The sequence below is a fragment of the Gordonia shandongensis DSM 45094 genome (assembly GCF_000423025.1).
Classification (GTDB): Bacteria; Actinomycetota; Actinomycetes; order Mycobacteriales; family Mycobacteriaceae; genus Gordonia; species Gordonia shandongensis.
The window spans coordinates 24,474-37,047 of sequence record NZ_AUHE01000003.1 but is presented as its reverse complement, the minus strand read 5'-3'; the positions used below and the strand labels follow the sequence as shown (position 1 = coordinate 37,047).

The following is a 12,574-nucleotide window of genomic DNA, read 5'->3' as shown; positions in this document are numbered from 1 at the left end:
ACGATGTCGCCCTTCGCGGGGTCGATATCGGTCGCGGGATCGCGCGACTCGGTCTGGTCAGTCATTCGGGTACCTCACTTCATGGACAAGTCTGGTGTGGGTCGCGGGATCGTCAGCGACGACCGCCCGGTCGGCCCTTCTTCTTGTTGCGCTTGCTGCCAGATTGGCGGGCACCACCGGGCCGCGTCGGCTTCTGACCCGGGGACGGCTTCTTCCCGGCCGCCGGTTTGGTCTTCGTCGCGGTGTCGGTCGTGGCTTCCGCATCGGAATCGTTCACGACGTCGTCGGCGTCGTCCGATCCGCGCTTAGGCTTGTCCGGCCGAGCGCCGGGTTTCGGTGCCGCCGCACGCAGACGTTCCTCCTTGGCCTGCTTGGCCTCTTCCTCTTCGCGGGCGATCCGGCCGAACACGAGGTGCTGCTGTCCGTAGGTCCATGCGTTGTTCGACACCCAGTACAGAAGGATGGCAACGGGGAAGAAGACGCCCATCACGAGGATGCCGAGCGGGAAGACGTACAGGGCGAGTTTGTTCATGATGCGGGTCTGCGGATTGTCCTCGGCGGCCGCGGTCTGCCGGGCCACCGACGCCCGCGAGTTCATGTGCGTGGCGAACGAGGCGATGAGCATCAGCGGGATCACGACGGCCGCGATGTGCCACCGCGTGAAGTCGACGCTGTCGAGGCTGCCCGATGAGACGAAGGCCTTCCACTGCTCTTCGGGCTGCGTGACGAACGATGAGAGCGGGATCCCGAACAGACGGGCGTCGAGGAAGTCCTGCACCTGCTCCGGGCTGAACGCGTAGTTTCCGATGGCCCGGTTGTCGGCCAGCGACAGATCCGCCCCGGTGTGTCCGAGCTGGAAACCGCCGCCGGTTCCGCCGTACCGGTTGAACGACCGCAACACATGGAACAGACCGATGAACACCGGGATCTGCATGAACATCGGGAGACACCCGAGGAGGGGATTGAAGCCGTGCTCCTTCTGGAGCTTCTGCATCTCCTCGGTCATCTTCACGCGGTCGTTGGCGTACTTCTTGCGAATCGCCTGCATCTGCGGGTTGATTTCCTGCATCTGCCGCGTCGTGCGTATCTGCTTGACGAAGGGCTTGTACAGGATCGCTCGCAGGCTGAACACGAGGAAGACCACCGACAGGGCCCAGGCGACGCCCGAACCTCCGGGAGTGTCGGGGAGGATCTTGTCGAACAACCAGTGCCAGACCCACATGATCCAGGTCACCGGGTAATAGATGAAGTTGAGCACCGCTCACTTACCCCTATCTGACGTCGGTGCCGAAGCACCTGTGTGTGAAGTCTGTGTTCGGCGCAGCCACTGCACCGGGCCCTGTTCGGGGACCGGATCGTAGCCGGGCTTATGCCACGGTCCGCATTTGAGCAGGCGCCATACGGCCAACACCGTTCCCCAGAGGAAGCCGTGTCTGTCGAGTGCTTCGACTGCATAGGCACTGCACGTCGGCTCGAACCGGCAGCTCGGCAATCTCATCGGGGAGACCCATGTCCGATACAGCTCGATGACGAAGATCAGTGCCCGGCGCGGGAATCGGTAGATCTGCTCTGCGGCGGTCATCGGCTCACCGCCGTCGCCCGGTCGCGGGACGCCGCCACCTTTCGATGACCGAATGCCTCGCGAAGCGTGTCCGCCAACTCGGTACTCGACCGTTCGACCACACCCGGGTGTGCCCGGATCACCACGAAGGTCTCGGCACCGAGAAGGTCCGGTGCGGTCGCGGCGAATGCGTGGCGGAGTCGACGCGCCGTGCGATGACGGACCACCGCGTTGCCGACCCGCTTCGAGATGATCAGCCCCAGCCACGGGCCGCCGGTCATTGCGACATCGGGACGGACGGCGGAGTCATCGGGCCAACGCGGGGGTACGCGAGCGACGTGAACACTCAGATCACGCGCCGAAACCCGCACACCACGACTGAGTGTGCGGGTGAAATCGGACTTCCTCGAAATCCGCACTGAGTCGGCCGACACCGATCGCCCGGGCCGGATCGCCGAGTCAGGCGGTCAGCTTGGCGCGGCCCTTGGAACGGCGACCGTTCACGATCGCGCGGCCGGCGCGGGTACGCATGCGAAGACGGAAGCCGTGCACGCGAGCGCGACGTCGGTTGTTCGGCTGGAAAGTACGCTTCCCCTTAGCCATGAGGGACTCCTTGTGTCGGTACTGCGGTTGGTCTTGGGCCCCACACCGCCGGCTCGCGTGCAGGCTCCGCCGTGAGGTGAGCGCGCGCAATCCAGTCCGTGTTCAGGCGACCTTTCGAGGGTACTGGCCGGGTGAAACCAAATCAAACGACGATCGACCTGCACAGACCCCTCGAACTGAATGACATCCGTGTGATTTGTTAACAGGCCGATCCACAGGTGTGGACAACTTTGTGGACAAGTCGCACTTCCACCGGGTTTCGTGGCACCCTCAAAGACGCAGAGTCAATCCACACCAGCAAGCAAGGGGGACCGCGTGGCGGGCGACCGGGAGTCATTCGGCGACATCTGGAACGCTGTGGTCGATGAACTGTCCAGCGCTGGCGGCTCCCTCGACGGTGAGCCGCTGACCCGACAGCAGAAGGCCTGGTTGTCACTGGTCAGGCCGCTGACGATGACCGAGGGGTTCGCGCTGCTGGCCGTGCCCTCGGCACTCGTTCAGGAACAGATCGAGAGGAATCTTCGCGACACCGTTCGGACCACACTGAGCCGTCATCTCGGTCAGGGCGTCGACATCGCGGTGCGCGTGGAGGAGCCCGACGACATCCCTCCCCATCCGGTGGACGGTTCCGGCGCGGCTGGGGACAACCCTGTGCACACTCCCGGTCCGACTCGAACTCCCACGGGTGCAACAAGCGTCACACCCGACACACCCCCGGTGCCGTCGGCGTCGCCGTCGGACGATCAGTTCGCCACCCTCAACTACGAGCAGCAGCGACCGGTGGAGCGACGTGAATGGTCGTCCTACTTCGCGCAGCGCGAGACCAGCGCACCAGACAACGGGACCACCTCGCTCCATCCGCGCTACACCTTCGACACCTTCGTCATCGGCGCGTCGAACCGATTCGCGCACGCCTCGGCGGTGGCCGTCTCCGAGAACCCGGCGCGGGCCTACAACCCGCTGTTCATCTGGGGTGAGTCCGGCCTCGGCAAGACGCATCTGCTGCACGCCGCCGGCCATTACGCACAACGACTGTTTCCCGGGATGCGCGTCAAGTACGTCTCGACCGAGGAGTTCACGAACGACTTCATCAACTCGCTGCGCGACGATCGCCGCGTCGGGTTCAAACGCCGCTACCGCGACATCGACATGCTGCTCATCGACGACATCCAGTTCCTCGAGGGCCGTGAAGGCATTCAGGAGGAGTTCTTCCACACCTTCAACACCCTCCACAACGCGAACAAGCAGATCGTCGTCTCCTCCGATCGTCCGCCGAAGCAGTTGGCGACGCTCGAAGACCGCCTCCGGACTCGATTCGAGTGGGGTCTGATCACCGACGTCCAGCCGCCCGACCTCGAGACCCGGATCGCGATCCTTCGCAAGAAGGCGCAGATGGACAAGCTCGCGGCACCCGACGACGTCCTCGAACTGATCGCCTCGAAGATCGAGCGCAACATCCGCGAGCTGGAGGGCGCACTCATCCGCGTCACCGCCTTCGCGTCGCTGAACAACGCGGAGCTCGACACCGGGCTCGCGGAAGTGGTGCTCAAGGCACTCATCCCCGATTCCGGTCCGATGGACATCAGTGCGGCCGGGATCGTCGCGGTCACCGCCGACTTCTTCGACCTCACGGTGGAGGACCTGTGCGGTCCGAGCAAGGTGCGGTCGCTGACCCTGCCCCGCCAGATCTCCATGTACCTGTGCCGTGAACTCACCGATCTGTCCCTGCCGAAGATCGGGGAGACCTTCGATCGCGATCACACGACGGTGATGCATGCGGACAAGAAGATCCGGAAGATGATGCACGAGAACCGCAACACCTACGACCAGGTGCAGGAGCTGACGGCGCGCATCAAGCAGCGTGCCAACCGCTGATCGTTCCCGCCGGCTTCCAACCCGCCGGCTCCCGACCCGTCGGCTCCCGACGACGAACCGCAGAACGACGAACCGCAGAACGACGACTCTCAAGGCGTCCCAGAGACTCGGGTGTCGTCCGGTCGACGCACACCCCGACGCCCGGACGACGCTGGAGGTCTCATCGCCGGCTGCGAAGTCCCAGGACACCGGCGCCCGCATCCTGTGGACAGCCTGGTGACAACCGGGGCCGAATCTGTGGACGGCGCCGGGGACCGATGCGGACGATCACAGCCGTCCACACACCGTCGAGGTTGTCCACCGGTGTCATCCACCGATGCTCCACATCAGTGGAGACGAGGTGACCTGCGCAGACGACGACAATCCACAGAACTCACAGCGCCTACTACTACTAAGAATTTCTCTTTAGAGAAGATCTTTTAAAACAGGCTGTGTGCATACACAGCACCGAGGGCTCGCTCGCCACACGCTCGGGCGGCCCTCGATCACTCGAGCTCGCCCCAAGTTCGCCGCACATCGGCGAAGCGCTCTAGAGTGGGATTCGGCGACCAGTAATCGCCGGCTCCGCACCATCTCGTGGCGGACCCGGTATGTCGAGAAGGGGTTACACCGCAGATGAAGTTTCGTGTCGTGCGTGACGAGTTCGCCGATGCCGTCGCGTGGGTGGCCCGCAGCCTTCCGGCGCGCCCCCCGGTTCCCGTTCTCGGCTGCGTGGTCCTGACGGCCACCGACACCGGCTTGCGCGTCGCCGGATTCGACTACGAGGTCTCGGCCACCCAGACCATCTCCGCCGAGGTCGCCGAATCGGGGACCGCCCTGGTGTCGGGCCGACTGCTCGCCGACATCACCAAGGCGTTGCCCGGCAAGCCCGTCGACGTGACGATCGACGGCGCTCGTGTCGCCATCGCGTGCGGCAGTGCCAAGTTCTCGTTGCCGACCATGCCGGTGGAGGACTACCCGGAACTTCCCGAGGTCCCCGAGAACACCGGATCGGTGCCTGCCGATCTGTTCGCCGAAGCCGTTTCGCAGGTCGCCGTCGCGGCCGGCAAGGACGACACGCTGCCGATGCTCACCGGCGTTCGCGTCGAGATCGAGGGCGACAAGGTCGTGCTGGCGGCCACCGACCGTTTCCGTCTCGCCGTGCGCGAACTCCAGTGGCAACCGACGGAGGCCGGTGCGTCGGGGGCGGCGCTGGTGCCGGCCAAGACGCTCTCGGAGGCGGCGAAGGCCGCGGGCGCCGATGCCACCGGGAACGTCGAGTTGGCGTTCGGCTCGGCGCACGCCATCGGTTCGGACGGCATGCTCGGCATCACGAACAACGCCAAGAAGACCACGACCCGTCTCCTCGACGCGGAGTTCCCGAAGTTTCGTCAGCTGTTCCCGCCCAACCACACGTCCGTGGCCACCATCGAGAGCGCTCCGCTGATCGAGGCGATCAAGCGCGTGTCGCTGGTCGCCGAGCGCGGAGCCCAGGTGCGTCTGGACTTCACCGACCAGTCGGTGCTGCTCACCGCGGGCGGCGATGAGGCCGGGAAGGCCGAGGAGGAACTGCCCGTCGACTTCCACGGTGAGTCGATCCTGATCGCGTTCAACCCGCACTACCTCCTCGACGGTCTGGCCGCCATCGGTTCTCAGACCGTGGAGTTCGGGTTCACCAATCCCGAACCCGACGGTTCCGGGCAGCGGCGGGCCGCGATCCGGCCGGCGGTGCTGCGGCCGGCGTCCGGGGAGAGCCCGGCGCGTGACGAGTCCGGCGCGTACGCCGCGTCCGACAGCGATTTCAGCTATCTCCTGATGCCCGTGCGACTGCCGGGCTGATCGGGAGATGCAGTCGATCGAGTAGGCCGTCGTGTTCGTTCGAGAGCTGACGCTGCACGATTTCCGATCCTGGCCGCAGATCCACCTCGATCTGCAGCCGGGAACGACGATCTTCGTGGGGCGCAACGGTTTCGGTAAGACGAACCTGCTGGAGTCGTTGTTCTACACCGCGACGCTGCGTTCGCATCGCGTGTCGTCGGACGCTCCGCTGGTGCGCAGTGGCGCCGATGCGGCACGGATCGTGGCGACCGTCGAGAACGAGGGTCGCGAGCTCACCGTCGAGCTGACCGTCGCCGCGCAGGGTGCCAACCGGGCGGCGGTGAACACCCGACCGGTTCGGCGTACCCGCGAGGTGCTCGGGATTCTCCGGACGGTGCTGTTCGCGCCGGAGGATCTGGCGTTGGTCCGTGGCGATCCGGGTGAGCGGCGGCGCTTCATCGACGAGCTGGTCGCTCAACTCCGGCCGATGGCCGCCGGCGCCAAAGCCGACTACGACAGGGTGCTGCGGCAGCGGTCAGCCCTGCTGAAGTCGGCGGGCGCCGCGCTGCGCCGCGGCGGAGACCAGGCCGACTCGGTGCTCTCGACGCTCGACGTGTGGGACGGACAGCTCGCCGACCTGGGCGCTCAGGTGACGGCGGCCCGTCTCGCCGTTCTGGGGCAGTTGGCCCCCCACGTGGTGGCCGCGTACGCGTCGATCGCTCCGCATTCGCGGCCCGTTCGTGTCTCGTACCGGTCGGCTGCGGGGTCAGCGGTCGACGAGAGCGCGGGCGGGGACGGCGCCGTCGACGACATCCGCGCGGCGATCGCCGAGCAGCTCGCCGCGGTGCGGACGAAGGAGATCGAGCGTGGCCTGTGCCTCGTGGGACCGCATCGGGACGATCTGCTGCTCGAACTCGGCGACGATCCGGCGAAGGGCTTCGCCAGCCACGGTGAGAGCTGGTCGTTGGCGCTGTCGCTGCGATTGGGCAGCGTGGAGCTGCTGCGCGCCGACGGTGTGGAACCGGTGATCATGCTCGACGACGTGTTCGCCGAGCTCGACGTCGCCCGCCGCACCAAACTCGCCGAGTTCACCGCCTCCGCGGATCAGCTTCTGATCACGGCGGCGGTCGCCGAGGACATTCCCGATCAGGTGGTCGGACGTCGCATTCGTGTCGGGGTCGTCGACGATGATGGAGCTCGACACTCGGTCATCACCGACGATGAGACCATCGGAGTGCGGGAGACCACGGGAGTGCGGGAGACCGGCGGAGTGCGAGACACCATCGGAGCAGATGAGGAGGTCGGCGATGTCGGACGAGGAGCGCGGGACGACGCCGAGTGAGTCGGCGGACGGTCCCCTGACCGGTCAGACCGGGTACGACCTCGCGCGCGCGGCGCTCGAGGAGGCTCGCGCCGCCGCCCGGGCCGCAGGCAAACCGGTCGGCATGGGCCGGGCCGCGCCGATCCGGCCGCGTGGTCGGACCGGGGATCGCTCCCGTCGTCGCTGGTCGGGAGCCGGGCCGGATCCCAGGGATCCGCAACCCTTCGGCGCGATGATCGGCGCCGTCGCCAAACGGCACGGCTGGCAGCCGAAGATCTCCGAGGGGACCCTGTTCGGCATGTGGCCGTCGATCGTGGGTGACGACATCGCGGCGCACGCCACGCCGACACGTCTGGACGGCACGGTCCTGCATGTGAGTGCCGAGTCGACGGCGTGGGCCACCCAGCTCCGGTACATGCAGGGACAGATCATCGCGAAGATCGCCGGCGTGATCGGTCACGACATGGTGACCCGACTGCGCATCACCGGCCCCCAGGCGCCGTCGTGGCGGAAGGGTCCGCGGCACATCTCGGGCCGCGGACCCCGGGACACCTACGGCTGATCGTTCCGTGTCGTCGGATCGTCGCCCTCCTGCGCGCCAGAGCGACTGAAAGCCGATCGGGCATGGTCGGTCCCGTCAGAACCGTCGATCGTCGTTCTGTGACGCATTCAGGGCGTGGGGATACCGGCTTCTGGTCGCTTCCCACGTACACTGAGGTGTAACTGTCCCCAATCAGAATGGGAGCTGACCCTCCGTGGCAGACACCAGCGGCAACGCACCCAAGAAGTCCGGTAAGTCGAAGCCGCCCGAATACGGCGCCGACTCGATCAGCATCCTCGAGGGTCTGGAAGCGGTTCGCAAGCGTCCCGGCATGTACATCGGCTCCACCGGTGAGCGGGGACTGCACCACCTGATCTGGGAGGTCGTCGACAACTCGGTCGACGAGGCGATGGCAGGCTATGCGAGCCGCGTCGACGTCACCCTGCTCGCCGACGGCGGCATCCAGGTCGTCGACGACGGTCGAGGCATGCCGGTCGGCATGCACGCGACCGGTGTTCCGGCCGTCGAGGTCATCATGACCCAGCTGCACGCCGGCGGTAAGTTCGACTCGGATTCGTACGCCGTCTCCGGCGGCCTCCACGGTGTCGGCATCTCGGTCGTCAACGCGCTGTCGACGAAGGTCGAACTGGCGATCAAACGCAACGGCTCCAACTGGGCGCAGACGTACGATCAGGCCAAGCCCGGCCCGCTGATCGAGGGGGACGCCACCTCCGCGACGGGCACCACGGTGCGGTTCTGGCCCGACGACACGATCTTCGAGAGCACAGAGTTCAACATCGAGACGATCGCTCGACGTCTGCAGGAGATGGCCTTCCTCAACAAGGGCCTCACGATCACGCTGACCGACGACCGCATCCACGAGGCGGTCCTCGAAGCCGAGGTCGAGGAGGGCGAGGACGGCGATGCGAGCATCAAGTCCGAGGAGGAGAAGGAGTCGGCGAAGGCCCGCGTCAAGACCCGGACCTATCACTACCCGGACGGGCTCGTCGACTACATCAAGCACCTCAACAGCCGGGCGAAGTCGCCGATCCACAAGACCGTCGTCGGTTTCACCGCCAAGGGTGACGGCCATGAGGTCGAGATCGCGATGCAGTGGAACGAGGGTTACGCCGAATCGGTGCACACCTTCGCCAACACCATCAACACCGCCGAGGGCGGAACGCATGAGGAGGGTTTCCGCGCGGCCCTCACCAGCACCGTCAACCGGTACGCCTTCGACAAGAAGCTCATCAAGGAGAAGGACGGGAAGCTGTCCGGCGACGACATCCGCGAAGGTCTCGCCGCCGTCATCTCGGTGAAGGTCGCCGACCCCCAGTTCGAGGGTCAGACGAAGACGAAGCTCGGCAACACCGAGGTCAAGAGCTTCGTGCAGAAGACGTGCAACGAGCATCTCTCGATGTGGTTCGACGCCAACCCCGCCGAGGCGAAGACCATCATCAAGAAGGCCGCCGACTCCCAGCAGGCCCGCCTGGCCGCCCGCCGGGCGCGTGAGCTGGTCCGCCGGAAGACCGCGACGGACATTGGCGGACTGCCCGGCAAGCTCGCCGACTGCCGCAGCAACGACCCCACCAAGTGCGAGGTCTACATCGTGGAGGGCGACTCGGCCGGCGGCTCCGCCAAGTCGGGACGCGATTCGATGTATCAGGCGATCCTCCCGATCCGCGGCAAGATCATCAACGTCGAGAAGGCACGGATCGACCGTGTGTTGAAGAACGCCGAGGTCCAGTCGATCATCACGGCGTTCGGCACCGGCATCCACGACGAATTCGACATCAGCAAGCTCCGGTACCACAAGATCGTGCTCATGGCCGACGCCGACGTCGACGGTCAGCACATCGCGACGCTGCTGCTCACGCTGCTGTTCCGTTTCATGCGGCCGCTCATCGAGCAGGGTCACGTCTACCTCGCGATGCCGCCGCTCTACAAGCTCAAGTGGCAGAAGGGTGCCGCTCCGGAGTTCGCCTACAACGACCGCGAGCGGGACGCGCTGCTCGAGGCGGGCAAGGCAGCGGGTAAGAAGATCAACACCGACGACGGCATCCAGCGCTACAAGGGTCTCGGTGAGATGAACGCCAGCGAGCTGTGGGAGACCACGATGGATCCGGAGGTCCGGGTCCTCAAGCAGGTCACCCTCGACGACGCGGCGGCCGCCGACGAGCTGTTCTCGATCCTGATGGGGGAGGACGTCGCCGCACGCCGCACCTTCATCGGACGCAACGCCAAGGACGTCCGCTTCCTGGACGTGTAGTGAGCCGGAACCGCCACCGAACCAACACTCGTGACCTCGGATGCACGCCGGGTCGCATGATGTCAGCAGCGGCATGCGCCGCGGGAAAGTGATTCATGAGCGACGAAACTGATCTGCCGGAGAACAACGGAGAGAGCGACCGCGTTCTGCCCGTCGACCTCGGTCAGGAGATGCAGAACAGCTACATCGACTACGCGATGAGCGTGATCGTCGGGCGTGCGCTGCCCGAGGTGCGCGACGGCCTCAAGCCCGTGCACCGGCGTCTGCTGTATGCATCGTTCGATGCCGGATTCCGCCCGGACCGTGGCTATGTGAAGTCGGCGCGTCCGGTGTCGGAGACGATGGGTAATTACCACCCGCACGGCGACAGTTCGATCTACGACGCCCTCGTCCGTCTCGCCCAGCCGTGGTCGATGCGGTATCCGCTCATCGACGGGCAGGGCAACTTCGGTTCCCGCGGTAACGACGGTGCCGCCGCGATGCGTTACACCGAGGCCCGGCTGACGCCGTTGGCCATGGAGATGCTGCGCGACATCACCGAGGAGACCGTCGACTTCGTCCCCAACTATGACGGGAAGACGCAGGAGCCGACGGTGTTGCCGTCGCGCATCCCGAATCTGCTGATCAACGGTTCGGGCGGTATCGCGGTCGGTATGGCCACCAACATTCCGCCGCACAATCTGCGGGAGGTCGCCGACGCCGTCTTCTGGGCTCTGGAGAATCCGGAGGCCGACGAGGAGACGACGCTCGCGGCGTGCATGGAGGTCGTCAAGGGTCCGGACTTCCCGACGGCGGGTCTCATCGTCGGTGGTCAGGGCATCCGCGACGCCTACATGACCGGTCGCGGCAGCATCCGGATGCGCAGTGTCGTCGACATCGAGGAGACGAAGACCGGCGGCACCCAGTTGATCGTCACCGAGTTGCCGTACCAGGTGAACATCGACAACCTGATCCAGAACATCGGCGAGCAGCTCAACGACGGGAAGCTCAAGGGCATCAGCAAGATCGACGATCTGTCGTCGGATCGCGCGGGCCTGAAGATCGCGATCACGCTGCGTCGTGACGCCGTCGCCCGCGTGGTGATGAACAACCTGTTCAAGCACACGCAGTTGCAGACCAACTTCGGCGTCAACATGCTGTCGATCGTCGACGGCGTTCCGCGCACTCTGCGGCTCGACCAGATGATCCGTCACTACGTGGCCCATCAGATCGACGTCATCGTGCGGCGGACCCGGTATCGGCTGCGCAAGGCCGAGGAGCGCGCCCACATCCTGCGCGGTCTGGTGAAGGCGCTCGACGCCCTCGACGAGGTCATCGCCCTCATCCGGGCGTCGGCGAACACCGAGGCCGCGCGGTCGGGCCTTATCGACCTCCTGGACATCGACGAGCTGCAGGCGGATGCCATCCTGGCGATGCAGCTGCGTCGTCTGTCGGCTCTGGAACGGCAGAAGATCATCGACGAGCTCGCCGAGATCGAGCGCGAGATCGCCGACCTGAAGGACATCCTGGAGCGGCCCGAGCGCCAGCGCGCGATCGTCCGCGACGAACTCAAGGACGTCGTCGACAAGTACGGCGACGACCGTCGTACGCAGATCGTTGCGGCCGAGGGGGATGTGACCGACGAGGATCTCATCGCCCGCGAGGAGGTCGTCGTCACGATCACCGAGACGGGATACGCGAAGCGGACGCGCACCGACCTGTACCGCAGTCAGAAGCGCGGCGGCAAGGGCGTGCAGGGCGCCACGTTGAAGCAGGACGACATCGTCGCCCACTTCTTCGTCTCCAGCACCCACGACTGGCTGTTGTTCTTCACCACCAAGGGGCGCGTGTACCGGGCGAAGGCCTACGAGTTGCCGGAGGCGAACCGCACGGCGCGCGGACAGCATGTCGCGAACCTCATGGCCTTCCAGCCGGAGGAGAAGATCGCGCAGGTCATTCGGATCTCCGGCTACGACGATGCGCCGTACCTCGTTTTGGCGACCCGCAACGGTCTGGTGAAGAAGTCGCGTCTGGACGCCTTCGACTCGAACCGGTCGGGCGGCATCGCGGCGATCAATCTGCGGGGCGACGACGAGCTGGTCGGCGCCCGGCTGTGCAGTTCGGACGACGATCTGCTGCTGGTGTCGAAGAAGGGTCAGTCGATCCGCTTCACGGCCGATGACGAGACGCTGCGGCCGATGGGTCGACAGACGTCCGGCGTCCAGGGCATGCGGTTCAACGCCGACGACGAGCTGCTCAGCCTCACCGTCGTGCGACCCGACACGTTCCTGCTGGTCGCGACGTCCGGCGGTTATGCGAAGCGCACGGACATCGAGGAGTATTCGCGTCAGGGTCGCGGCGGCAAGGGTGTGCTGACGATTCAGCACGATCCCAAGCGCGGCGATCTCGTCGGGGCGCTCGTGGTGGATCTCGACAGTGAGATCTACGCGATCACCTCGGGCGGCGGCGTCATCCGCACCAAGGCGAAGCAGGTGCGCAAGGCCGGCCGCCAGACCAAGGGCGTGCGCCTGATGAACCTGTCCGAGGGCAACAACGTGATCGCGATCGCGCGGAACGCCGACGAGCAGGATGACGATGAGGGCGCGGCTGACGAGAAATGAGCCGCCC

The 12,574-nt window shown here is 65.9% G+C and carries 10 protein-coding genes; 6 read left to right on the top strand and 4 right to left on the bottom strand.

What is annotated here, in order from left to right; genetic code table 11:
• Positions 1 to 112 precede the first annotated feature (112 nt).
• From yidC to rpmH, 4 genes are read right to left on the bottom strand one after another with little or no spacing between them, the layout of a single operon-like run.
• Entirely contained in the window at positions 113 to 1,258 is a 1,146-nt protein-coding gene (gene yidC / locus G528_RS0105400) for a membrane protein insertase YidC (RefSeq protein WP_026918084.1), read from the bottom strand.
• A gap of 3 nt (positions 1,259 to 1,261) precedes the next feature.
• Entirely contained in the window at positions 1,262 to 1,582 is a 321-nt protein-coding gene (gene yidD / locus G528_RS18165; RefSeq protein WP_084638050.1) for a membrane protein insertion efficiency factor YidD, read from the bottom strand.
• A complete protein-coding gene (gene rnpA / locus G528_RS0105395) occupies positions 1,579 to 1,995 on the bottom strand; it encodes a ribonuclease P protein component (RefSeq protein ID WP_026918083.1) in 417 nt (138 codons plus the stop codon). The genes yidD and rnpA overlap by 4 nt, the downstream gene beginning before the upstream one ends.
• A 25-nt stretch (positions 1,996 to 2,020) precedes the next feature.
• Positions 2,021 to 2,164, bottom strand: coding sequence for a 50S ribosomal protein L34 (gene rpmH, locus G528_RS0105390; protein WP_006337454.1), 144 nt, complete (start codon positions 2,162 to 2,164; stop codon positions 2,021 to 2,023).
• 315 nt (positions 2,165 to 2,479) lie between these two features.
• Between rpmH and dnaA the strand changes: the two genes are divergently transcribed.
• The 6 genes from dnaA (at position 2,480) to gyrA (ending at position 12,567) form a co-directional block, all read left to right on the top strand.
• Positions 2,480 to 4,039, top strand: a complete 1,560-nt coding sequence (gene dnaA, locus G528_RS0105385) for a chromosomal replication initiator protein DnaA (RefSeq protein ID WP_026918082.1) — start codon at positions 2,480 to 2,482, stop codon at positions 4,037 to 4,039.
• Positions 4,040 to 4,654: 615 nt separating this feature from the next.
• Positions 4,655 to 5,857, top strand: a complete 1,203-nt coding sequence (dnaN, locus tag G528_RS0105380) for a DNA polymerase III subunit beta (RefSeq protein ID WP_026918081.1) — start codon at positions 4,655 to 4,657, stop codon at positions 5,855 to 5,857.
• A 31-nt stretch (positions 5,858 to 5,888) separates the two neighbouring features.
• Entirely contained in the window at positions 5,889 to 7,178 is a 1,290-nt protein-coding gene (gene recF, locus G528_RS16485) for a DNA replication/repair protein RecF (RefSeq protein WP_084638049.1), read from the top strand.
• Positions 7,144 to 7,719 carry a DUF721 family protein gene (locus G528_RS0105370; RefSeq protein WP_026918080.1) on the top strand — a complete coding sequence of 192 codons (576 nt, stop codon included), beginning with the start codon at positions 7,144 to 7,146 and terminating at the stop codon, positions 7,717 to 7,719. Before recF ends, G528_RS0105370 begins: the two co-directional genes overlap by 35 nt.
• 193 nt (positions 7,720 to 7,912) lie before the next feature.
• Positions 7,913 to 9,967, top strand: coding sequence for a DNA topoisomerase (ATP-hydrolyzing) subunit B (gene gyrB / locus G528_RS0105365; RefSeq protein ID WP_026918079.1), 2,055 nt, complete (start codon positions 7,913 to 7,915; stop codon positions 9,965 to 9,967).
• A gap of 95 nt (positions 9,968 to 10,062) precedes the next feature.
• Positions 10,063 to 12,567: a DNA gyrase subunit A gene (gene gyrA / locus G528_RS0105360; RefSeq protein ID WP_026918078.1), complete on the top strand. Its 2,505-nt coding sequence runs from the start codon at positions 10,063 to 10,065 to the stop codon at positions 12,565 to 12,567.
• Positions 12,568 to 12,574 lie beyond the last annotated feature (7 nt).